At 59.4% G+C, this 23,807-nt stretch carries 19 protein-coding genes; 5 read left to right on the forward strand and 14 right to left on the reverse strand.

Features of this window, described 5'->3' with window-relative positions; translation table 11 throughout:
* The first annotated feature begins 1,130 nt into the window (after nt 1-1,130).
* From P3T43_RS22585 to P3T43_RS22595, 3 genes are all read left to right on the forward strand, one after another.
* Nucleotides 1,131-1,502 (forward strand): hypothetical protein, encoded by a 372-nt coding sequence (locus P3T43_RS22585; RefSeq protein WP_429283257.1) that lies wholly within the window; start codon nt 1,131-1,133, stop codon nt 1,500-1,502.
* 138 nt (nt 1,503-1,640) lie between these two features.
* Nucleotides 1,641-2,252, forward strand: coding sequence for a Na+/H+ antiporter NhaA (locus tag P3T43_RS22590; protein ID WP_429283258.1), 612 nt, complete (start codon nt 1,641-1,643; stop codon nt 2,250-2,252).
* 207 nt (nt 2,253-2,459) lie between these two features.
* On the forward strand, nt 2,460-4,433 hold the full coding sequence (locus P3T43_RS22595) for an APC family permease (RefSeq protein WP_429283259.1): 1,974 nt from the start codon (nt 2,460-2,462) through the stop codon (nt 4,431-4,433).
* A gap of 29 nt (nt 4,434-4,462) precedes the next feature.
* Here the strand turns inward: P3T43_RS22595 and P3T43_RS22600 are convergent, their stop codons facing one another.
* The 11 genes from P3T43_RS22600 to P3T43_RS22650 all read right to left on the reverse strand — a co-directional run bounded on the left by P3T43_RS22600 (nt 4,463) and on the right by P3T43_RS22650 (nt 13,776).
* Nucleotides 4,463-4,954: a universal stress protein gene (locus tag P3T43_RS22600; RefSeq protein WP_429283260.1), complete on the reverse strand. Its 492-nt coding sequence runs from the start codon at nt 4,952-4,954 to the stop codon at nt 4,463-4,465.
* Nucleotide 4,955: 1 nt separating this feature from the next.
* Complete coding sequence (locus P3T43_RS22605) at nt 4,956-5,654, reverse strand: response regulator (RefSeq protein WP_429283261.1); 699 nt, start codon at nt 5,652-5,654, stop codon at nt 4,956-4,958.
* A gap of 20 nt (nt 5,655-5,674) precedes the next feature.
* On the reverse strand, nt 5,675-6,256 hold the full coding sequence (gene kdpC, locus P3T43_RS22610; protein WP_429283262.1) for a potassium-transporting ATPase subunit KdpC: 582 nt from the start codon (nt 6,254-6,256) through the stop codon (nt 5,675-5,677).
* A gap of 19 nt (nt 6,257-6,275) precedes the next feature.
* Nucleotides 6,276-8,408, reverse strand: coding sequence for a potassium-transporting ATPase subunit KdpB (gene kdpB, locus P3T43_RS22615; protein WP_429283263.1), 2,133 nt, complete (start codon nt 8,406-8,408; stop codon nt 6,276-6,278).
* A gap of 13 nt (nt 8,409-8,421) precedes the next feature.
* Nucleotides 8,422-10,227, reverse strand: coding sequence for a potassium-transporting ATPase subunit KdpA (gene kdpA, locus P3T43_RS22620; RefSeq protein ID WP_429283264.1), 1,806 nt, complete (start codon nt 10,225-10,227; stop codon nt 8,422-8,424).
* Nucleotides 10,224-10,319 (reverse strand): K(+)-transporting ATPase subunit F, encoded by a 96-nt coding sequence (gene kdpF, locus P3T43_RS22625; RefSeq protein WP_429283265.1) that lies wholly within the window; start codon nt 10,317-10,319, stop codon nt 10,224-10,226. Before kdpF ends, kdpA begins: the two co-directional genes overlap by 4 nt.
* Nucleotides 10,316-10,420, reverse strand: a complete 105-nt coding sequence (locus tag P3T43_RS22630; protein WP_429283266.1) for a potassium ABC transporter ATPase — start codon at nt 10,418-10,420, stop codon at nt 10,316-10,318. Before P3T43_RS22630 ends, kdpF begins: the two co-directional genes overlap by 4 nt.
* 527 nt (nt 10,421-10,947) lie before the next feature.
* A complete protein-coding gene (locus tag P3T43_RS22635) occupies nt 10,948-11,961 on the reverse strand; it encodes a cupin domain-containing protein (RefSeq protein WP_429283267.1) in 1,014 nt (337 codons plus the stop codon).
* Nucleotides 11,962-12,005: 44 nt separating this feature from the next.
* Nucleotides 12,006-12,473, reverse strand: coding sequence for a MarR family winged helix-turn-helix transcriptional regulator (locus tag P3T43_RS22640; protein WP_429283268.1), 468 nt, complete (start codon nt 12,471-12,473; stop codon nt 12,006-12,008).
* A gap of 215 nt (nt 12,474-12,688) precedes the next feature.
* Complete coding sequence (locus P3T43_RS22645; RefSeq protein ID WP_429283269.1) at nt 12,689-13,135, reverse strand: OsmC family protein; 447 nt, start codon at nt 13,133-13,135, stop codon at nt 12,689-12,691.
* A 194-nt stretch (nt 13,136-13,329) separates the two neighbouring features.
* Nucleotides 13,330-13,776 carry an OsmC family protein gene (locus P3T43_RS22650; RefSeq protein WP_429283270.1) on the reverse strand — a complete coding sequence of 149 codons (447 nt, stop codon included), beginning with the start codon at nt 13,774-13,776 and terminating at the stop codon, nt 13,330-13,332.
* A 235-nt stretch (nt 13,777-14,011) separates the two neighbouring features.
* Here P3T43_RS22650 and P3T43_RS22655 point away from each other — a divergent pair, with 235 nt between their 5' ends.
* Complete coding sequence (locus tag P3T43_RS22655) at nt 14,012-14,551, forward strand: enoyl-CoA hydratase/isomerase family protein (protein WP_429283271.1); 540 nt, start codon at nt 14,012-14,014, stop codon at nt 14,549-14,551.
* Nucleotides 14,552-14,832: 281 nt separating this feature from the next.
* On the opposite strand, the gene P3T43_RS22660 is transcribed toward P3T43_RS22655, so the two are convergent.
* From P3T43_RS22660 to P3T43_RS22670, 3 genes are all read right to left on the reverse strand, one after another.
* On the reverse strand, nt 14,833-20,655 hold the full coding sequence (locus P3T43_RS22660) for an AAA family ATPase (RefSeq protein ID WP_429283302.1): 5,823 nt from the start codon (nt 20,653-20,655) through the stop codon (nt 14,833-14,835).
* Between the two features lie 669 nt (nt 20,656-21,324).
* Nucleotides 21,325-21,735 carry a hypothetical protein gene (locus P3T43_RS22665; RefSeq protein ID WP_429283272.1) on the reverse strand — a complete coding sequence of 137 codons (411 nt, stop codon included), beginning with the start codon at nt 21,733-21,735 and terminating at the stop codon, nt 21,325-21,327.
* Nucleotides 21,736-22,129: 394 nt separating this feature from the next.
* Entirely contained in the window at nt 22,130-22,507 is a 378-nt protein-coding gene (locus tag P3T43_RS22670) for a hypothetical protein (RefSeq protein WP_429283273.1), read from the reverse strand.
* A 29-nt stretch (nt 22,508-22,536) separates the two neighbouring features.
* Between P3T43_RS22670 and P3T43_RS22675 the strand changes: the two genes are divergently transcribed.
* Nucleotides 22,537-23,700 carry a PAS domain-containing sensor histidine kinase gene (locus tag P3T43_RS22675; RefSeq protein WP_429283274.1) on the forward strand — a complete coding sequence of 388 codons (1,164 nt, stop codon included), beginning with the start codon at nt 22,537-22,539 and terminating at the stop codon, nt 23,698-23,700.
* Nucleotides 23,701-23,807: the final 107 nt, after the last annotated feature.

Here is a 23,807-nt window from a genome sequence, read left to right on the forward strand (position 1 = left end):
GCAACCTCGTGAGCGAGCAACACAAATGGTCGTTCGCTCACGAAGCGATTGATGGCGCTCACTGTGGGAAGAGTTTCCTCGTAGTCAAGCCGCTTCCTGTCGGAACGTTCGTTCACGCCCGATTCGCTGAAAACGTGAGAATTCCATCGAAGTTCGACCATCGATTTTCCCGTTGTATAAAAATTTAACGATAGCGGTCGACGGCAGCCACGGAAGATTCGGATCGAGAACTACACCGGACCGTGAGCGTTCGCAACCAAGGAAGTTGGCAGCCTCTGAAGCTCGGGAGCACGCAGTCGCCGACGGTGAGACCTGACCTTCGCGGCCATCGGTGTGCGAACGACAGGAGACTGGCTCACAGTAGCCTCACCAACATCGCAGCCTGAACGTCCGAGCAGGCCGACAACTTGCCAGCGAGGAGACCGCGCGAATGGCCGTTCCATCTTGCAAACGACCATAGCCCTTGCACTAGATCGAACGGTGGTTGTAGGTCGAACTCGTTCGACTGCAGTATGCCCAGTTCGCCGATAGGCCTTCGCTCGCTCTTTTTCGCAAACACCCACTCCCGGTGGTATTTTTGGTGGTATCCGTACCGGCGAAATTCCCCAAACCCGCTCCAGCAAAGCGATAGCAGGAATTTTTCCATTCCGGCCCTGGCACCAAAGCCAGCAAGCCCTTATATTTACAGGGTTTCAGCGCACAAAATCAGAATTTTCCTTTCCCACAAGAATCCCGCTGCAGTACGGTTTCCCACAAATTTCCCACACGAAACGCGCGAAATTTTAAATCCGACAGATTTCTGGCAGCCGGCCGAACATTGAATTACATCTCCCGCACTAGCAGCACTTGGGCGGCGTCATCGAGGACCACTTCGGCGTCCGACGCAGCATTGGCCGCCATCGTCGCAATAACGTTCACATCTGGGTTTGGCGGATAACGTGGCCATGCAATTCCGTGTCGCGACGCGGCCCCTTCGCTCGTCGCGTCGCAGTACAGCCACTCGTTTAGCCAGGTGAGAAACGAAGCAAAACACCCCGGTTCCTAATCCGGAGGGCTTCTTCTTGGCGCCCGCTTCATTTCCCGCCGGTCGTGCCGTTAACATATCGGCCCCAGTCCGCACGCACCTCACCATGGCCAAGAAAGCGTCGAACGTCATCAACATCAAGAGCGACAAGTTCTGGAAGCAGTTCACGAATCGCTTGAAGCGCGACAGAGGCGTCATTGATGTGCTGCCTGACTTGTGGGACTCCGCCGTTACGCGCCACATCTCAGACGACGAGCAGCCACGAAAGTCGGACCCGATTACGATAGACGGGGACGGCGCCTTGGAACTGGGCCAGTGGTTCTCACGCGTCGGGTTTCCAATGCCGCAGACTTGGGCAGAGTTTCGCGCGGGTCAGTGGTACATCGGCAATCTCCTGTACTCGCTGAACACGCTGCGAATCGGCTTTCCGCATATTCCGAAGCTGGGCGTTGAATTCATCGAGAAGCAATACCCCTAAGGCCACCGTGCGGACTGTCGATGTCAGCAATCAACGACAGCGAAAGCGACACCGTGGTAGGCAGCACAAGCAGCAGCACACGCCGCCCCGTTTCGCCACGCACCCCGTAGCGATGTACATCCGACGCTTGCCGGCGTCGTGCTTGGGTTGATAACACCGATCAGAACATCTCGCGGGCACGAACGCGTGCTTACCCAACTCTCGGAAGCCGCACATCACGTGAGAGAGGCTGACAATCCGGGTGGGCAGGAATTTGACCGTCTCGAGAAGCCGTTGCAGATACTCCGCGTCGCGCAGAGAAATCTTTTGCCGCCCGTTGTCAGGGTGCAGTGGGCCCTGCATCCGTGGGTCGCCTACGGAGTGATGCCGCTTTTCGCGCTTGCCAATGCAGGCGTACTGCTCAATGGTGCTGATTTTTCAAACCACGATACAACGTGGATCATGTTCGGCATTGCGCTCGCGCTCGTGGTGGGCAAGCCAGTCGGCGTTTTTCTCACCACCTGGATTCTGGTCAAGCTGAGACTCTGCCGTTTGCCGGAAGGGATGACCTGGGGCAGCGTTAGCCTTGTTGCACTCCTTGCAGGCATCGGCTTCACCCTGTCCATTTTCATCGCCACACTGGCCTTCTCCGAACCGAACGCGCTCGACGCAGCAAAGCTCGGCGTGCTTGTCAGATCCTTCGTTGCCGGATGCGCTGGCCTTGTGTGGGGGCTGTATTGCTCCCGACAGGAGCGCCGCCGTTCGATTTAATACTTTGTTTATACGTTCTTGCGGTCAGTTTACGAAAAATTTATATGTTTTTCGCAAGGATGGAAGCCCCGGGAGCGGTCGGGCAGTTGAGAGACCTACGGCGAGCCGGCCAGGCATCCGCGCCATCGTCACATTCGGCGCGATAGCAATGCCGGGGTAACGCGCAACGGCACGTTGCGCTCCGTGCCTTCCCAGCAGGGAGACTATATGGCCGTCCTCGGAAAGTACTGGCGTCTGATAGTCGGCAAGCCACTCGACCCGCTCGATCCGCGTACGCGCCATGCGATTGCCGTGACCCCACTGCTGGCCTGGGTGGGTCTCGGAGCGGATGGCCTGTCATCGTCGTGCTACGGGCCCGAAGAGGCCTTTCTCGCGCTTGGCCAGCACACGTCACTCGCGTTGTTTCTTGCGTTCGCGACCGCCGCGACCGTGTTCATCATCGCGCTTGGCTATAACCAGGTGATCCAGCTGTTTCCGACCGGCGGCGGTGGCTACCGTGTGGCGACTGCATTGCTCGGACCGCATCCCGGTCTCGTATCCGGCGCTGCGCTGCTGGTCGATTATGTGCTGACCATCGCAACGTCCCTTGCAAGTGGCGTCGATGCGTTCTTCAGTCTGCTGCCCGTCAGCGCGCAGGCTCTCAAGCTCGCCACCGAACTCACGATGATTGTCCTGATGACAGGGCTCAACTTTCGCGGCATGCGCGAGTCGATCATGGTGCTGTTACCCATCTTCCTGGGTTTCGTCGTGCTGCATCTTGGCCTGATCGTCTATGGAATCGCGGTACACGGTGACCATCTGGCGGGCGTCGTCCCGGGTGCTGTCAGGGATGCGCACGATATGTCCCACGCCGTCGGCCCGCTCGTTGTAGTGGCCTTGCTAATGCGCGCCTTTTCACTCGGCGGCGGCACGTATACGGGCCTCGAAGCGGTCTCCAATAACGTCAACATGCTGGCCGAACCGCGCGTGCCAAACGGCAAGACGACCATGTTCTACATGTCCACGTCATTGGCGTTTACGGCCGGCGGCATCATCCTGTTGTACATGTTGTGGCATGCGCAGGCCGTGGAGGGGCAGACACTGAATGCGGTGGTGTTTGGCAGCGTCATCGATCACCTCGGACTTGGCTCCGCCTTCGCACGTCACGCGCTTCTTGCCGCCGTGCTGGCGTTCGAGGCGGGGCTTCTGCTGGTCGGCGCTCAAACCGGCTTTCTCGACGGGCCCGCGGTACTGTCGAACATGGCTTCGGATTCATGGGTGCCTCGACATTTCCGCGACCTGTCTACGCGTCTCGTCAGACAGAACGGCATCATCGTCATGGGTGTCGCGAGCCTCGCGATTTTGCTCTGGACGCACGGCGATGTTTCGATTCTCGTGGTGCTCTACAGCATCAACGTCTTTTTGACCTTCAGTCTTTCATTGCTGGGTCTGTGCACATACTGGTGGCGTCATCGCCATGAAGACACCACCTGGATCAAGCATTTCGCGCTATCCGCGCTTGGACTGTCGGTCACTGCCACGGTGCTTGTCATCACACTGACCGAGAAATTTACGGCGGGCGGCTGGCTGACCGTACTGGTCACCGGTGCGGTTGTCGCGCTGTGTTTTGCCATCCGGCGTCACTACCTGGAAACGCGCGCGCTAATCGCAAAAGAGGACAGCCTCTTCAGCGGCACGCCGCCCGCGCTCGATGACGCATCCAGATCAGCAAAGTGCGATCCGGCTTTGCCGACTGCGATCCTGCTCGTCGGCAAGCACCGCGGCGCCAGCATGCATGCGCTGTTGTGGGTGAACCGGCTCTTTCCGGATCACTTCAAGAACGTGATTTTTGTCGCGGTGGGCGAAGTGGACGCGCAAAGCTATGAAGGCTCCGAGCATCTGGAGAAGCTGCAAAAGACCATGACGGCCTCGCTCGAATACTACGTTGCGCACTGCAGGCGGCATGGCATCGCGGCGGAATACCGGGTGGCATTCGGCACCGCGCCTGTCGATGAGTTCATCAAACTGGCCGATACCACGATGAACGAATTCCCGACGAGCGTCTGCTTCGCGAGCAAGCTGATTTTCAAGCGGGTGAACATACTCACCGCGTGGCTGCACAATCACACGCCCGTGGAGATCCAGACACGCCTGCATCTGCAGGGCAAACAGATGGTGTTACTGCCGATGAACGTCGGATGACGCTGTTCGAGCTAAAGCAAAGGGGCTGTTTAATGCACCCACGTCACCGGGGTAGCAGTGCGCCGCGCCAATGACATCAGCATGGTAATTCTGCGCAGGAAGCCCATACGGCTCGCGTCGATCACCATTGCGTCGGGGCGGGTCAGCGCGGCGTAGTCGGCTATCGCCTGGGTACGGCTGCCAAAGACCCGTTTCCACCGGTACGGCACGCCGGCTTCTTCGAGAATGGAACGCGCATCGATGAGCGCCTTCAGCATCGCGTGTTTTTCCTGGCGCATCAGCGCGCTGCGTGTGTGAAACGCTGCGGCTCGTCCCTGGTCGACAGGGTCAAGCACCTCTAGCAATTCGACTTCGGTAACGCCCCGCTCAAGGAACAGGAACGCTGCGTAACGCGCCGCCTCGACCGCTCCGCCATTATCGAGGACGGGAATCAGCATTCGTATCATCAGATACTCCAAACCACTTTCCGATGATTCCAGCTTATCCCACTCCACGTTAAAACTGCGTAAAAAGTACGGCATCTCATCGCACACCAACGAGCCGGTAACCCACGCCCGACTCGGTAATGATGTACTCGGGCCGCGCAGGATCGCTTTCGAGCTTGTGACGCAGGTGCCCCATGTAGATTCGCAGGTAGTGATGGTTGCGGGTTTGCGCCGGCCCCCAAACTTCGCCGAGCAGTTGCTCATGCGTCACCACACGGCCCGGATGACGGAGCAGCGTCGAAAGGAGACGATATTCGGTCGGGCTGAGGTGAATGGTATGGCTGCCGCGCGCGACCCTGCGCTCGCCGAGATCGACTGTGATCAGGCCAAACTGCACCTGCGGCTCGCTCACTCGCCAACCGCACACCTGCCGGCGCAAATGCGCACGAATGCGTGCGCGCAGTTCAGGCAAGCCGAACGGTTTGGTGAGGTAGTCGTCCGCGCCGGCGTCGAGCGCAGCCACCTTGTCTTCCTCTCGGCTGCGCGCAGACAGTACGATCACCGGTATCGCAGACCATCCACGCAGTTCGCGGATCACTTCCAGGCCATCCATGTCGGGCAACGCGAGGTCGATGATCGCCAGATCGGCAAGACGCGTCGCGGCCTGTGACAACCCCTCTGCGCCCGTTGACGCATCGAACACCCGCATGCCGCTCGCGGTGAGACTCGCGCGTATGAAGCGGCAGATGATTTTGTCGCTGTCGATCACGACAATCGTAATGACGGGATCGCTCATATCGACCGACTGAAGCCCGGTCAATGCATCGGCTTCAGGTCGTCCAACGCGAGATTGAGTTTCAGCACGTTCACGCGCGCCTCACCAAAGAGGCCGAACTGCCGCCCTGATGTATTGCTGGCGATGAGATTCGTCACCTGATCGCGACTCAAGCCGCGCGCTTTCGCCACCCGCGCCGCCTGATACGCTGCGGCGGCCGGGCTGATCTCCGGATCGAGCCCGCTGCCCGAGGATGTCACGAGGTCAACCGGCACCGGTTGCGACATGTCGTTGCCCGCCGCCTTCAACGCATCGAGCCGGCCCTTGATTTCGTCGGCAAGTGCGGGGTTGGTCGGGCCCAGGTTCGAACCGCCCGAATTCTGCGGGTTGTAGGGCATAGGCGTGGTGGCCGACAAACGTCCCCAGAAATAGTACGGCGCGTCGAACTGCTGGCCCATTAGCGACGAGCCGACCGACTTGCCGTTCCGTTCAATGAGACTGCCGTTCGCCTGCTTCGAAAACACCACCTGACTGACGGCGGTCACGACGGCCGGATAGATCAGCCCGGTAATCACGGTCATCAGGATGAACAGAACAAGTACGGGGCGAAGCAACGTTTTCATGATGTCCACTCTGTTGTGGTCAAACCCAACCGAATACGTTCAGGATCATGTCGATCAGCTTGATGAACGGGAATGGCAGCAGAATCCCGCCCAACCCGTAGATCAGCAGATTGCGCCGCAGCAGCAATGCCGCGCCAAGCGGCCGGTATTTCACGCCTTTGAGCGCCAGCGGAATCAATGCCACGATGATCAACGCGTTGAAAATCACCGCCGACAGAATGGCCGACGAAGGCGAGCTCAGATGCATCACATCGAGTACTCGCAGTTGCGGATAGGTCGTCGCAAATGCCGCCGGGATAATCGCAAAGTACTTCGCCACGTCGTTGGCAATCGAGAACGTGGTGAGCGAGCCACGCGTCATCAGCATCTGTTTGCCGATCTCGACGATCTCGATCAGTTTGGTCGGATTCGAATCGAGGTCGACCATGTTGCCGGCTTCCTTCGCCGCCTGCGTGCCCGTGTTCATCGCTACCGCGACGTCTGCTTGCGCGAGCGCCGGGGCATCGTTCGTACCATCGCCGGTCATCGCAACGAGGCGTCCTTCGGCTTGATGCGCGCGGATCGTTGTCAGCTTGGCTTCTGGCGTCACTTCCGCGAGGAAGTCGTCCACGCCCGCCTCCGCTGCTATCGCCGCCGCGGTCAGACGGTTGTCGCCCGTCACCATCACGGTCTTGATACCCATCTTGCGCAGTTCGGCGAAACGCTCCTTGATGCCACCCTTCACGATGTCCTTCAACTCGATCACGCCGAGGCACTGCGCGTTCTCGCCTTGCACTTTCTGCGCGACGACGAGCGGCGTACTGCCACGTCGCGCGATGTCCGTCACCGCTGTGGTCAATTCGGTCGGGAAGCGGCCACCATTGGCATCAATGAAATTCCTGACGGCATCCGATGCGCCTTTGCGAATCTGACGATGGGGCAGATCAACACCACTCATGCGCGACTGTGCGCTGAAGGCGAGAAAGACCGCTTTCAGTGCGTGCAGGTCGCGCTCGCGGATATTGAAGCGCTGCTTCGCCAATACGACAATGCTGCGTCCTTCCGGCGTTTCGTCGGCAAGCGACGACAGTTGCGCAGCGTCGGCGAGTGCTTCTTCAGTGATACCCGGCGCCGGCACGAAGGCCGATGCCTGCCGGTTACCCAGCGTAATCGTGCCGGTCTTGTCGAGCAGCAGCACGTCCACGTCCCCGGCGGCTTCCACCGCGCGTCCTGATGTCGCGATGACGTTGGCCTGCATCATGCGGCTCATGCCGGCCACGCCGATGGCCGACAGCAGGCCGCCGATGGTTGTCGGAATCAGGCACACGAGCAACGCAACGAGTGCGGTAATCGTCACCACATGTCCTGCCTTGACCGCTCCGACGGAGAACATCGAGAACGGCAGCAGCGTCGCCGTCGCGAACAGCAGCACGAGCGTAAGCGCAACCAGCAGGATGGTGAGCGCGATTTCGTTCGGCGTCTTCTGACGCTTCGCGCCTTCGACCATCGCGATCATCCGGTCGAGAAACGCCTCGCCAGGATTTACGCTGACGCGTACGACGATCCAGTCGGACAGCACGCGTGTGCCGCCCGTCACCGAAGAAAAGTCGCCGCCCGACTCGCGGATCACCGGCGCGGATTCGCCGGTGATGGCTGACTCGTCCACTGACGCGACGCCTTCGATCACCTCGCCGTCCGCCGGAATGACGTCGCCCGTTTCGACCAGCACGACATCGCCTTTGCGCAGATCGGTTGCGGTCATGATGCGGATCGGCGACTTGGGATGCGCCGTCTCGAGCTTCTTCGCTATCACGTCGCGCTTCGCACCGCGCAGCGCTGCCGCCTGCGCCTTCGAGCGTCCTTCGGCAAGCGCTTCCGCAAAGTTCGCGAACAGCACCGTGAACCAGAGCCACAGCGCGATGGCCAGGATAAAGCCGGCCGGCGCCTCTGCCTGACCGCCTAGCGCGGCGATCCAGAGAATGGTGGTCAGAATGCTGCCCACGTACACGCAGAACATCACCGGGTTGCGCAGCTGGTGGCGTGGCGTGAGCTTTCTGAACGAATCGAGCAATGCGGGCCGGACGATCACCGGATCGAACATCGAACGCGCGGCGGTGCGCGCCTGCCCGATGTTGCCGGATTGATGGACCGGCGGCAGAATACCGTTAGTCATGCTGTCCTCGCAGTCAATGTCCCGCGATCATCGTCAGATGCTCGGCAATGGGCCCGAGCGCCAGCGCCGGCACGTAAGTCAGGGCGCCGACCAGCACCACCGTGCCGAGGAGCAGCACGACGAAGAGCGGGCCATGCGTAGGCAACGTACCGGCGGTCGCGGAGATGCGCTTCTTTGCAGCCAGCGATCCGGCGATTGCCAGCACCGGCACAATCGAGCCAAAGCGGCCGAACCACATCACCACGGCGAGTGTCGTGTTGTAGAACGGCGTGTTGACCGACAGGCCGGCAAACGCGCTGCCGTTGTTGTTCGCGGCCGAGCTATAGGCGTAGAGAATCTCCGAGAAGCCGTGCGGCCCGGAGTTGGCGATGCCCGCCACACCGGCTGCCGAAAGCACGCCGATCGATGCGCCAACCAGCACCAGCAGCGGAGTCAGCAACACGGCAATCGAAACCATCTTCATCTCATACGATTCGATCTTTTTGCCGATATATTCAGGTGTCCGTCCGATCATGAGGCCAGCCACGAACACCGCGAGCAACGCAAAAACCAGCATGCCGTACAGGCCCGAGCCGACGCCGCCAAAGATCACTTCACCAAGTTCGATCAGCAGTAAAGGCACAAACCCGCCCAGTGGTGTCAGTGAATCGTGCGCGTTCACCACAGCGCCACACGATGCGGACGTGGTAGCCACTGTGAAAATGCCTGATTGCGCGATGCCGAAACGGGTTTCCTTGCCTTCCATGTTGCCGCCCGCCTGGCTCGCCGATGCGGTTTGATCGACTTGCAGCGACGTGAACAGCGGGTTGCCGCTTTGCTCGGACGAAATTTCACCCCAGCAGGCAACTGCAAAGGCGATCGTCATTGCGGCCAGCACCGCATAACCCTGACGCTGATCGCCGACCATCCGCCCGAACACAAGACATAGCGCAGCCGGAATCACCAGCATCGCAATCGTCTGAACGAAATTGGCAAACGGCGTCGGGTTTTCATACGGGTGCGCCGAGTTTGCATTGAAGAAGCCACCGCCGTTGGTGCCGAGCATCTTGATCGCTTCTTGCGACGCGACCGGTCCCATTGCGATGGTCTGTTTGTCGGCCTTGTTGTCCACCATCACCGGATTGCCTTTGGCGTCCTTCACGGGTTTGCCCTGCGCGTCGGTCTTCGGCGTCTGATAGGTCGTCACCTGGAGCGTCGGCACGTCCAGATAGGACGCCACGTTCTGAATGGCGCCCTGGCTCACGAATACGAGCGCTATCACCGTCGCAAGAGGCGCGAGGATGAACAACGTGATTCGCGTCAGATCGACCCAGAAATTGCCGATGGTCGTGGCCCTGTGGCGCACGAAACCGCGAATCAGCGCAATCACCACCGCTATGCCCGTGGCTGCCGAGAGGAAGTTCTGCACCGTCAACGCGGCCATTTGCGTGAGGTAGCTAACCGTGGATTCCGGCGTGTAGTCCTGCCAGTTCGTGTTGGTCACGAAACTGAAGGCCGTGTTGAACGCCGCATCGGGCGTCATGGGTCCGAATCGCTGCGGGTTGACAGGCAGCCATTGCTGCAGCCGCAGAAATCCATAGACGGCAAGCACGCCAAGCGTGTTGAACGCCAGCACCGCTAGCGCGTAATGCTTCCACGACATCTCCGCGTCGGGGTTCACGCCACCCAGCTTGTAGACGAAGTTTTCGACCGGAGCGAGGCGCCGCACAACTGCCGACGAACCATCCAGCACCGCAGTCATGTAACGCGCGAGCGGGATGGCGAGCGCGATCAGCACGACGATGTAAACGCCGGGCTGAAACAGGTTGTTGAAGTTCATTCGAGGGCCTCCGCGCGCAGCAACGCATACACGAGGTAGGCGAACAGAATCAGCGTCGCCGCCCCGGAAAGCCACGTCATCCAGGTGGTCATGGCCGGCCCCCTGGTGTGCCGTGAAGCTTCTCGCAGCCCACTATGGCGGCGGCGACGAGCGCGCCGAACGCGACAATTCCGGCGAGATAGAGCAGATCCATGGCCAGTCTCCCATAACGGATTCCTGCACCATGAAATCTAGGAGAACCGGCGTAAACGCGGCGTTAAGACGGCGCGTGTTTTTGTAAACGGAAGGGAGTGATACTCGAATGCGCTGCTTTTCAAGGCAGAAGATCCGCCTCAACCTCTGCAAACTGCGTTATTCAATATGTAAATCAGGACGGGCAATGGAAGATGTCGAGATGAGCATCCTCTTGCCTCGGTGAAGCGGACGTTCGAATGTCCGACCGAGTCGTTTGTCCAGCGGCAGCTCATGGCCGACTGCACGCGCTCGATGACTGCGCCGTAAGCTGTCGTTCAAAAACATTCCCCGAACCAGCGGCGACTTTGTGGCATCACGGCCCAGTGGGTACAACCGGCCATGAAGAGCCACTCGACCAATGTCCGCGACCGTCCGGTCATCGAAGGACAGGAGACGCGCATCGCGGACGCAATAGCGTGTCTCGCCTATACGCGTCGATTTCACGGTTGTCCATCTACTGGGGTTTTAAAAAATCGCGCGCACGGTTCACCCTCTTCCGCGATCAAAATCACTGGTTCCGCCTGCTTCTTCGTTCGATAGGTGCGGAGTGTCACCCTTGAGCGCGCGGTGGCGCCATTCGCCTGGCGTCATGCCCATGCGCTCAGTAAAAACGCGGCGAAAGGCAGATACTGACTGATATCCAACGAGATCGGCAACGGACTCAGTGGATGACGTAGTCTTCCTTAGCGCGTTAGCAGCGGCGCCAACACGAATATCAGTCAGCAGGTCCATTGCCGAACGGCCGAGGCTTGCCTGGAATTGCCGCATGAACGTGGCGCGCGACATACTGCAGAGTCCTGCCAATTCGGGAAGCGTCCATCCTCGAGCCGGGTCGTTGAACATCGCGGCGGCCGCAGGTGCAAGCCTTGGGTGAGCGCCAAGCGCCAGCATTCCGGTGCGGGCCTCACCAGCTTCACCGGCGACCCGCAGCGTCAACGCAAACATTGCAGAGGAAAGGCCGTTCAGGATTGCGCCGCTCCCCACTTCATTGTCTATCGCTTCGGCCCGCATCAGCGCGACGAGTCGGCCCAGACGTTCCGCCTGCGGTAGCTTCCTTGCAGCTATGGTGACATCCTCGGAGTGAATCACGAGCTCCGATGGTAGATAGCTCCGGATCAAGCGATCATGCGGCGGTGACACCATAAATCGTCCGCACAACATATCAAATGCGTCACCGTCCCCTCCATTTTCGCTAATCAACAGACATCCTGATGTGCGTACTTTGGACGGCATGGAGAGCGCGCCGCTACCGTCTTGCATTGTGTGCGCCGAGCCATGGGGCAATAGCACGATGTCGCCTGCCTGTATTTCGTAGGTCGCTCCATTGTCCATGTTCTCGAATACCGCTCTGCCAGTCAGGACGACGTGATACGGCATTTCCTGAGCCGCAGCCTGAGGATATTCGAGGATCCACGGCGCTCCCATCATGCACCGAACTTCCACCTTCCCGGTGACGGTCGTGAGTTCCATGAAACGGGTGAGCCAATCGATCTGTTGCATATCGGATGCCTCGTGAATAGTGTAATGCGACTGGTATTCGGCGCTTACTTGCAGTTTTCGGCTAGATCGATAAGGCTGCCCCGCAGCGGCACCATGGCCTTCTGCAACTCATCGAACCTATACGGATCCAGTTCCATTGCTGCCTCAAGATCCATTTTCGGCCCTTGTTCATGCAAACGTCGGCCGCTTTCTGTCAGGGAGATCCGTACCTGGCGCTCGTCTTCGGGATCGCGCAGCCTTAGCAGATAACCGATTGCTTCGAGCTTCTTCAATATTGGCGTGAGCGTGTTGGATTCGAGAAACACCTTGTCGCCCAGTTCACTGACGGTCTGATTGTCCGTCTCTCTCAGTGCAGTGAGGATGATGGATTGTGTGTAAGTCAGTCCGAGCTCTTTCAGTATCGGCCGATACGCCTTGCCGAACGCCAGGTTCGTCGAGTACACCGCAAAGCACAGGTAGTTGGAGTGCAAACGGTTCGTGGGTTCCAGTTGTTCATCAGGTTTCGTAGGCATCGTCTTTGTCCGTAGGAGGGTGCTTCAAAAGACATACGTACTGCGACTTGTCGTGATGCTTCGAAAGCATGACCTATGTCGCTTCGAAGGCAATGGTCGGTCCGTTTCGCTGGATTTCACTCGGGGCGACGCACATGAAGCATGATGATGTGCGCCGCCCCAGCGGCTGGGGCTAACCGGTAAGCCGATAAGTAAGAGGCGCGAGCCTTTCCTGATCAGACCGTGACAATGTTCGTAACGATCTCGATGTTGCCACGCACAGACTTCGAATACGGGCAGATCTGGTGGGCCAGACGCGCGATTGACTCGACGACTTCCGTTGCGAGTCCAGGTACGCGGACATTGAATTGAGCGCCGAGAAACCACGCGGTGCCGGTCTGCCCGATGTTGACCTTGATGTCTACGGAATAGTCCGGTGGCAGCGCAACCTTCTTCAGCGAGGCAGCCATCCCGAACACTGTGGTATAGCAGGCCGACCACGCACCCGCGAATAACTGCTCGGCTGTCGGATGCGGTTTGGTACCGATGAGCTCAATGGTTTCAACTCCGGGCGCCGAAAGGGTGAGGTCATAGACGCCAAACTCGCCGCGCTGCAACTCAGGCGCGCGATTCACTGTGCTGTGGGTGTTGCCTGAGGCGAGGACTCTCTCGATCTTTTCCATGATGAATACCTGTGTAAATAAGACGGTTTAAGTAATGTTTATCTGGTTAGCATGCGTCACTGCTATGTAGGGAACGCCTGCATGTAAAGCGCATGGGATGTAATCGCATACGATATTAATCTCGCAGAGGTGACGACTTCCGGTTCTGCAGTCTCCCTTAGTGGGAAAGCCCGAGATCCGAGTGTCCGTTCCAATCACGCCGTAATGACGTTCAAGCCTACCTCGATGTTTCCGTGCACGGCTTTCGAGTACGGGCAGATCTGGTGGGCCAGTTCGGCGACGGCCTTGACGATTTCGGGTTGCAGGCCAGGCGCGCGTACAGTGAACTGGGCGCCCAGACAATGTCCGTTGCCGACCTCGCCGATGCTGACCTTGATGTCCAGGGAATAATCGGCAGGCAGTGAGACTTTCTTGAGCGATGCAGCGATTTCGAATGCACTGATGTAACAGGCCGACCATGCGCCAGAAAACAACTGCTCGGCTCTCGGGTGTAGATTGGTGCCGATGAACGCGCGGCTTTCGTCGCCAGCTGCTGACAGTTCGAGATCGAGTACACCGTGTTCACCGCGCGGGACATTGGGATCGTGATTGATCGTGGCGTGGCTGTTGCCTGAAAAGAGGACCTGTTCAATCTTGTTCATGATGGATTCCTTCGATGTGTGGATAGGAGCCCACACTTTAGATTGGGGCGTTGCGCTCGCCGAGTCGTGAACGGGTCAAACGGCTCCTCAAAAGGATCAACTTATACAAGGGTGGCATCATCTAGCGGCTTTACCAGACGGTTTCGCAAGCGATGGTGTCGATCAGAAACGACTCTGCTCATACCTCGAAAGTCTGCTTCCCGTTGATTGTTTGTATGCTGAAGCCGCCCACGGGGTGCAAGCAGAGTTCGTGCTTGCATGCGACATGCGTTTCGCCAGCCGCCAGAAGGCGATCTTTGGCAATCCGGAGGTTGGCGTCGGCCTAGTCCCGGCCGGCGGAGCGCTGGAGTGGCTCCCGCGTCTCATCGGCCGCTCGCGGGCGCTTGAGTTTGTACACAGCGCAGACGACTTCGACGCCGACATTGCCGAACGCTATGGCTGGATAAACCGTGCGCTGGACGATGCCAACCTCGACTCGTTTGTCGATACTCTCGCGCAGCGTCTAGCCTCGTTCGACCGCGAGACGCTCGGCGCGGCAAAAACCCAGATCAATCGTTTCGGAATTCCGACGGCTGCGGAACTACAGTCGAGCATTGATCTGTTCTTTCCGGCGCTCGTCTCGCCTGCTGGGCAGGCGAGACGCGCCAAGCTTCACGGCCTCGCCTATGGAGTACGCAGCGACTTTGAGATGAACTTTGGCAGATACCTGCCCGCGCTGGGGAATGCCGCCGACGTTGAAGCAGATCCATCGCTCGCTGCGGTTCCGACGGGCTGAACCTCTTCGCGCGAATCGTACTGCCAAGGATGATCCTTCGGCTATTGCCAGAGATCCGAATGTCAGGCGTACGCTATTGGAGGCACTCCGGACGCTGGGAATTGCGCGGCAGACGGCTGCAACGGGCCGACTAGAGCCGATCGCGTCGGGCACAAGTCGGCCATCTTCAGACTCTCGACCGTGAGCCGTGGGCTGCATTCGGATGTCCCTACGAAGCCAAACACCGGACACTCGAAGTGGCCAGCCATGCGATACCTTCGGGTGTGCAATGCGGGGCCGGCTTACGCTGAAACAGTCAGATGGACGGGCACCGTGAACTGAAAGACAGCGCCGTGGGGTTCATTTGCGGTCGCCCACAATCGGCCGCCGTGTGCTTCGATGATCGAGCGGCAAATCGACAGCCCCATCCCCATCCCGCTAGTCTTTGTCGTATAAAACGGCTCAAAGAGGCGCTCGATGTTTCCAGGAGCGATGCCCGGCCCTGAATCGCACACCGTCACCAAGACAGCACCCGGCTCATTAATGGAAGTGCTGATCGTCAATTCTCGAGGCCCATCGTCCACCGCGCTCATCGCATCAATGGCATTGATAATGAGGTTCAGCATCACCTGCTGGACTTGCACCCGATCGCCTCTGATGGACGGAAGGTCATCCGCAAGCTGCATCCGAACAGAGACGCCTTTCCCGTTGCTTTCACTTGACGTGAGGGCATTGACCTCGCGAATCGCCTCATTAAGCTGCACGATCTCGGTGCTCGTCGAGGTCTTCTTTGCAAGACCATGAATGCGCGTTATCACGTCGTCTGCACGCTCGGCGGAACGGGCAATCCGATCAAATGCCCGGCGGGCCTCCTCCACATCAGGTGGTTCGCGATCGAGCCAGTGCAGACCCGCTGACGCGTAGAAGGCCGTCGCTGCGATTGGCTGCTTGATTTCGTGGCTGATCGAGGCCGCGAGTTGCCCGAGCGCTGTGAGGCGGTTGGCATGCGCGAGCTCGATTTGCATCTGGCGTGCGTCTGCCTCCGCCTGCTTACGCTCGCTCAGATCGAGCACAAAGGCGATGCATTGCGTCCCGCTGCTGTCGTCCAGCATCGCAACGCCAATTAGCACGGGTACCCGGCTGCCGTCCTTCCTGAAGTATTCTTTCTCATAGGGCTGCAGTGTCCCCGTAATCGTGAGCTCCGGCATCCACTCTTTCCGGTTGCGCTCAAGCCACTCCGGTGGCGTAAGGTCGCCCCAGCGCAGACGCCTCCCCAACAGATCATCCCTGTCATATCCTACGATACGAAGGAACGCGTCATTGGCTTCGAGGATTCCCCCTTCGATATCGGAAATCACGATTCCCACAATGTTGGCGTCGACGAGGCGCCGGATTTTCGCTTCGCGTTTCGTGAGATCGCGGTACAGACGCGCATTTTCCAGCGTCATCGCAGCCTGCGAAGCCAATACCTTCAACACCGCGATCCTTGCCGGGGTAAAGGCGCCGGCGGTGAGGTGGTTTTCCAGATAAAGCAGGGCAATCAGCCTGCCCTGTTTGATGAGTGGCAGGCAAAGGACTGAACGCGCGTGCACGCGGGTAATGTACTGATCGCTGGAAAAGCTGCCCCGGGCAGAGGCATCGTCGAGGATGACGCTTTCCTGTGTACGGGCGCAATACAGGAGAACTGACTCGGGCAGCTCCGCCGCAGACCCCGGTGCTTCGGGCAGCGCGACCGTGATTGAGCCGCCGTCGGTATCGGCCTGCGCCTCGATCCATAGCCCGGCATCCCGCGGGAGCACGAGCAGGCCGCGCTGTGCACCTGCGTGTTCCACTGCGGTGCGCATCAGCGCTTCCATCAGCTTCTCGAGCACAATTTCGCCCGAAACAATCTCAGAGACGCTTAGAACCGTAGCGAGATCTAGTTGCTCGATTGGCGTTCCGGGTGTGGCCGTCTGGCGCAGATTGCCCGCATGGGGCTTGAGGTTGGGGTAGCACTGTTCAAGCTGTCGCGCCTTGCCCTGGGCTCCCCAGCGCAGATAGGCGTCGTGGGCATCCTGCAGGTAGCCGCGCGCTGCTCTCTCAGAACCTCGCGTCGAAAATAAGCGCGCCGCAAGCTCGTTGGCGAGGGCCTCGATGTGCACCAGGCGGTTTGTCTGGGCCGATTTGATTGCCTGTTCGTAAAGCGCTTCTGCATCGAGCGCACGTCCTTCGATCCGGGCGATCTCCGCCCTCACCAGGGCCGCACGGCTTTCGAAATTCTCCGGGCAATGTGCCGCCCAAATCTCGAGTTGTCGTTGATGGTCTGCAAGCGCCTGTAGATGAATTTGTCGCTCCTCAGCCGTTGCCGTATCGAAATGGGCCGCGTAAGACAACGCACCGTAAAAGTGGTATTCGGCCAATTCGAAGGTCGGAGGCCCGCAGAGCAGCAATCTCGCCCACAAGGCGGCATCGACCGCTGCACGGTAATCGCTTGCAAAGTACCGCGCCTGCATTTTGCGGATGCTGTACCAGCACTCCGCATTGGCCAGATCCGGGTTCTCCCTGAAGCGTCGCTCTATCTGAAGCTCATCGAAACTGGCGTCGTCGAAGTGGCCAAACACCGGCGTGAGCCCCCGCAGCGTACGTACCAGACCGAGCTGGGCGTGGATGCGGTCAATTGCGGCGCCGAATCGTATCTTGTGCGAGAACGCGAGACCCCGTTCAGCCTCGGATTGAACCTGCTCCAGCGGGTAGCCGGCGGCAAGCAGGTTGGTATTCAGCTGACCACAGATCAGCGCCGCGTAATTCAGGTCTCCGCTTCGGTTGGCCGCCTCGAATGCGCGACGCGCCAGCTCACTGCCATCGCGGATATGTCGCTTCCACGGGAGGACCGCGCTCCCGAAGGTGATATAGGTCAGCGCCTGGAAGCGTTTGAGCCCGCGCTGGTCGACCAGCTCGTAACCGATCCTGCCGAATCGATATCCGGCCTCGTAGTCGCCGAAGCGCTGCACCGCGATCGCGCCAAGCCAGGCATAGCCGTATGTGGATGCGTCAGCGTTGCCGCGCTCGAGACTCAGATTGGCCATGCGACAGATGATCGTGCAGGCGAGCGTCGGACTCTTATGAAGGGCAGGCACTGCGAGCCTGGCCAGAACATTGAGAGCCGCGATGGATGCCGGATCGCTCATCAAGGGCAGATCGATCAGTGCCTCAAGTGGGCGGTCTCCGAGGGTGGATCGGATCCGTTGATACTCGCGGCGCGCTTCCTCTTCCGTCGGGTGCGGTGACGATTCGATGCCAAGATTGTTGAGGTATTCCAGACCGACATCGATCGCACGACCGCTCTGATCGCGGGTCAAGAGCAGATCCACGCGCAGATACGCCACGCGCGCAGCTTCCATCGCATCTTGCGTGCGGGCGACCAGTGCCGTCAGACGCTCGTCCGCAGCAGCCAGCGCACCGGTCAGGAATTCGCATTCGGCTCGCTGCAATTCCAGCGCGAAGAGGAGTTCTCGCTGCCGATCCCAGCCATCGCCACCCACGAGCGCCACGCCCGCTACCAGATAGCTGAGTGCTGAGGCGTAGGCGGTGGAGGTCTTGGCGCGCGTCCCGGCCATCAGGTTGAACCCGGCGAGCTGATCCCGCTCCTCCTGTGTCGTGATCAAGGGGGTCGCGCGGTTCAGATGATTGACAATCTCGAAGATCGCCTCCTCTCGCTGCCCGACTGGCGTGTGTTCCGCCAGCAGTCGGCCGATACGAAGGTGGGCAACGCCCCGCAGTCCTTCTTCGATCAGCGAATACGCGGCTTCCTGAACGCGATCGTGCGCGAACTGGTAGCCGGCCGCCCGGAGCTCGACCAATTCCAGCCGGATGGCGGCCCAGAGCGCCGCGTGAACGTGCTCCTCTGACTTGCCGAGGACGAGTGAGATCGTCGCCGTCCCGGCGCTATTGCCAAGACACGCCAGTTGCTGCAGCGCATTCTGTGTTTCGCCCGGCAGGCGTGTGAGTTTTGCGACCATGAGGTCGACGACGTTGTCGGTATAACCCTTGGCGTGAATGCGGTCGAGATCCCAGCACCAGCGCGCAGCACCGTGGTCAAAGAGGAGTAAGCCCTCGTCGGCGAACGACGACAGGAACTGGATGGCAAAAAACGGATTGCCGCCGGTTTTGTGGTGGACCAGTTGCGCAAGCGGCGTGGCGAGTGCGGGCTCGCAGTGAAGCGCGTCCGCGAGCCACTGCCCCAGATCCGCCTGACCGAGCGGCGCCAGCGCAATCTCCGTGACCTTTCCTTCGTTAGCCTTGACGGCTTCAAGCTTGCGCCTCAGCGGATGGTCGGGGCTCACCTCATTGTCGCGATAGGCACCGATCAGCATGAGGTGCTGCAGATCCGATCGGGTCAACAGGTCCTCGAGTATATCGAGCGTGGCTGAGTCGAGCCATTGCAGGTCGTCGAGGAAGAGCGCCAGCGGATGGTCCGCCCGGGCAAAGACACCGATGAAACGCCGGAACACCAGCTGGAAACGACGTTGTGCGTGTTGTGGCCCAAGCTCGGGGACGGGGGGCGGCTCGCCGATGATGAGCCTGAGCTCGGGCACGACGTCAACCATCAGCCGTGCATTCGGTCCGAGTGCTTCGACAAAGGCGTCGCGCCAGCTGGACAGCTCAGTGTCGGGCTTGCCGAGCAGCGGTCGGACGAGACTCTGGAAAGCCTGGACGAGTGTCGCATACGGAATGTCGCGCTTGTACTGGTCGAACTTGCCCGCGGCGAAAAGTCCGCGCGGTGGCACCAGCACCCGGTGCAGTTCGTTCACAACGGCGGACTTGCCAATGCCCGAATAGCCGGAGACCAGCACCAGTTCCGGCGCGCCATCTTTGACGATGCGATCGAAGGCCGTGAGCAAGGTCTCGATCTCGATGGAGCGCCCGTAAAGCCTTTCCGGAATGAGCAGCCGGTCGGGCGTGTCCTGTTGACCGAGTGCGAAGTTGTCGATGTAGCCAAGGGCTTCCCAGCCGGCGAGGCAGCGCAGCAGATCGCGCTCCACTCCACCGGCGGTCTGATAGCGCTCCTCGGCCGTCTTGGCAAGCAGCTTCATGACGATGGCGGACACTGGGGCTGGGACCCCCTCACGCCGCTCGGTGGGCGGAACCGGCTTGCGCGCAATATGGCAGTGCACCCACTCTAATGGATCGGCTGCAGTGAACGGCAGCGAACCGGTAAGCATCTGGTAGAGCGTGACGCCGAGTGCATAGAGATCGCTGCGGGTGTCGATCGAGCGGTTCATGCGCCCGGTCTGTTCGGGGGCCATGTAGGCAAACGTACCAGCGAGGGTCTCTGGCGGCTCGGGCGCCTGTCGCTCCCGGCGCAGCTGCGAGGCGATGCCGAATCCGGTCAGTCGCGGCTGACCGTCCGAGCAGTTCACGAGAATATGGGCAGGCTTGAGATCCTTATGGATGAGGCCGCGCTGGTGAAGCTTGCCCAGCGCCACGGCAATGCCGATGGCGAGGCGCACCGCGCTGCCCACCGCCATGGGCGCGCCGACCAGCTTATCGAGCGGCCCGCCGCCCGGATCCTCGAGTACCAACAGCGTCCCACCGCCCTCGCGCACCAACTCTAGAGGCCGCACCGCCCACGCGCTATCGAGTTCATCTTTCAATCCGAATTCGTGAGCGAGCCGGTCAAGACTGGCAGGAGAAGGCTCCTCCCCGGCGGGCCGGGCAACGAGTATCGTCTCGCCGCCATCGGCCGACCGTTGTATCCGGCTAAAGACGCGCTCGCCATCCTCCCACACGGTTTGAACTTCCGATCGGCTGTCGCCATCGTCCGTCAGGACTTCACATATAACAGGTGCTGCGAATTGATAGCCTCGACCCTTGACGGTAGCGATATAGCGGTCATCTGTTTGCCCGTCTCCAAGAGACTTACGCAATCCTGCGATCTGAATCTTCAGACTGCTCTCTTCAACATCCAGACCTGGCCATGCGCGGGCCATCAGTTCCCGCTTTGAGACCAGCTTACCCGGACGTTCAACGAGCGCAGTCAGGATGTCCAATGCGCGACCGCCAAGTGGGACACGCACGTTGTCTTTGAGTAATAGTTGTTGCGCCGGTATGAGCCGAAAGAGTCCAAAAAGAAATGTCGCGCCCACCGCTTTGTCCTCACCATACAAGGCAGTTCACCAGAAAGAACATTCCAATTTCAACTTCTTCTTTTCTTTCGAAAAGAAAGCTCCGCTTTCTGTTTAATTCTAGTTGTAGCTCGTGAAAATCGTCCTGTCACGAATCGAGCCGATTGCATCACTACGAGGCAATTTCCGGATCAGGACTTCTTTGCGCCGGTGTTGCGCGTGTTGGGAGCTTGGGCTTAAGCCCGTGGCCGCCCACGGCTCTCGGCATAAGATCTAGAAAAACATTGTCTCGCCAGTGGTAGGCGGCGCGCTCGAATGGTTCGACTTCATGGTCCACGTATATTTTCCGAGCGTGATCGGGGGTGTTTTTTTACGACTGCCAATCGCGATGGCGCGTCGATGCTCCCCGCGAGTATCGGCTAAGGCCGACAACTTGCCAACAGGGACACCGCGCGAATGGCCGTTCCACCTTGCAACCGGCCGTAGCCGTTGCGTCGGCTCGAAAGGCAATTGAGGGTCGCGTGCTGTCGATCACCGACCCGCGAGTTTCGGGCAGCATATACCGATTGCATCGGACAGCCATCGGCCAACAGGAGACGTTCGCAACAGTGGATCGGATGGCCGCAACCGAATTTACAAGAGACGTTCACCCGACGAGCGACAGCTCGCAAACTCGAAGAGGTGACTGCCTTAGGACGACCAATTGCGCGGCTTAATCCTGCCGATGTACTTGGTGCGTGTCCATCGCCTTTTAGCATATAGCCGGCAAGTTTTCACTGCTTTCTGTTCCGAAACCGTCACTCGTTTCGCGCGATGCAGTGAATCTTTCTCCAACTTATTCATTTCACCGACGAGCGCTTGGATGTCTAACGCGGCCGTGTTCAGATCACGCTTCCTCAAGATTGTCTGGATTCTTTCGACTACCGCTGCCACGCGCTGGCCGTCCGCAACGATCCGGTGAAACGCCGTCTTCGCCTCATCGAGATCAGGCGTTGCGCACTCAAGCCAGAGCAAGCCGGCAGCGGCATTGGCCATCATCGGCGTCAATGGCTCCGTGACTTCATGAGCAATAGCATTACTGAGCACACTTTCGTCGTTCATAATGTGACCTCGCGCGAACTATCGTGTCGCCTTGAACACGCGATGGGGAGGCATCTTGGCCGAGGCTGAGCTACGAAGCGATCAGCCTTCTAGTACACAGCGAACAACGTCCTGACCGGCCCGCAGTCGATTGTGGCATCACCGACGCGTCGTTCCGCCGATTTCAGAGCGGCGGTCGTGTCGGGGACACGCGAGCATTTTTCTTGGTCATCACCGCGTACTTACTCTCTTTGCCGATACAGCCAAAGCAACCATGGATTCGGTCGCGTAGAGGGGTTGCTATCAGGCGGGTGATCCGGCACGAGCATACACGCTCTTCCACGTTATACCTTCGGCGCGCACGACGATATTTTTTCCTTCAAGTGTGGTCTTCGCGATGCTTGCGAGCGTCGAGCTAATGGCTGCTGTCATGCCGGCTTCGGAACAATAAATGCTCCCAGCCCTTCATCGCGCCCGAAAGATATATTCGCGAGCACTTCATCAGGACACCGGCAAATGCATGTGACCGCGACATCGTGGAAGGACCGCCTTGACGTAGATCAAAAGCGGCAGACGGGCCGAGATGCATAGTGCCATATCGATTCGCGCGATGGTAAATCTGGATCACGCCACCCAGGCGCTGCGGATGGAAAACGAAGTGGTGCGCCGCACTATTTAGGGTTTTGAGCTCTGGAGAAATCAGGTTATGGCCAGCGGCCAAATACCAATCGTCTATCGTCAGCAATCTTTCCACCACTGCCTTGCCAAGCAAGGCGAGATAAGGCGGAAACAATTTGGCCGTCCGACCTTGATTTCGACACCATGACAGTCACCAATGCTTCGACGGCTGTAGGATTTAGCGAAGTCCAGCGCTACGAACTTCTTGTCACAAGCGTCAGCGACTACGCAATCTACATGCTTGACCCTCGCGGGACAATCGTAAGCTGGAACGCGGGTGCCCAGCGTTGCAAGGGCTATTTGGCCGAAGAGGTGATCGGACAGAATTTTTCGCTGTTTTATACCGGCGAGGAGCGGCAGGCCGGGATTCCGGTCCGCGCCCTGCGCATAGCCGCCGAGACGGGGAAATTCAGAGCTGAGGGTTGGCGCGTGAGAAAGGACGGCACACGTTTCTGGGCTCATGTCGTTATTGACTCGATAAGGAATGACGCCGGTCAACTGATAGGCTACGCGAAGGTCACGCGGGACTTCACCGAGCAGAAAGTTGCGCTGGAGAGCGAACGACGCTTCCGCGAAGTGCAAGTGCAGCTCGCGCGTGCGAATCGTGCTGCGACGATGGACCAGCTCACTGCCTCGATCGCCCACGAAATCCAGCAACCGATCTGCGCGACAGCAGCGAATGCTTCCGCCGCCCTACGCTGGCTGGACTCCAACCCCGCAAATCTCGGGGAGGTCAGGCAGGCGCTCGAACGCATCATCAGAGACAACATGCGAGCTGGCGGTGTCGTAAGCCGGATTCGCGATCTGATCAACAAAGCGCCCCCACACAAGAGCAACGTGGACATTAACGACGCGGTCCGTGAGGTAATCGAGCTGACGCGGAGCGAAGCGGCGCAGCACAATGTCTCGATGCTGACGTTGTTCGAAAATCGCTTGCCATTCGTCGTAGGAAATCGTATTCAGTTGCAACAGGTGGTACTCAACCTTATCGTCAATGCTGTCGAAGCCATAAGCGCAACGAGCATGGGTACGCGCGAGGTGCGGATCTGCACGGCCGCGGATTCATCGCATGGTGTGTATGTCGCCGTTAGGGACTCTGGCCCGGGACTACCACCAGCGGAGGCGGAGCGCGTCTTCGATCCGTTCTACACGACGAAGGAACATGGCCTGGGCATAAGCTTGTCGGTCTGCAGGTCGATTGTCGAGGCGCACGGAGGGCGACTTTGGGCGTGTGCAAACGCGCCCCATGGGGCGGTTTTCAAACTTGTTCTTCCGAGCGGGGAAGTTAAACCGGGACCCATTCAGTAAGAGCGAAGGTCCACCAGCGGAACGAGCATCCCTGCATGCGCGAGCGAACGGGCGAATAAGTCCTTTTGCTCGTCAACGGAGGTCCCGATCGACACTAAACTTCGAAC

Source organism: Paraburkholderia sp. GAS41 (genome assembly GCF_050436545.1).
Classification (GTDB): Bacteria; Pseudomonadota; Gammaproteobacteria; order Burkholderiales; family Burkholderiaceae; genus Paraburkholderia.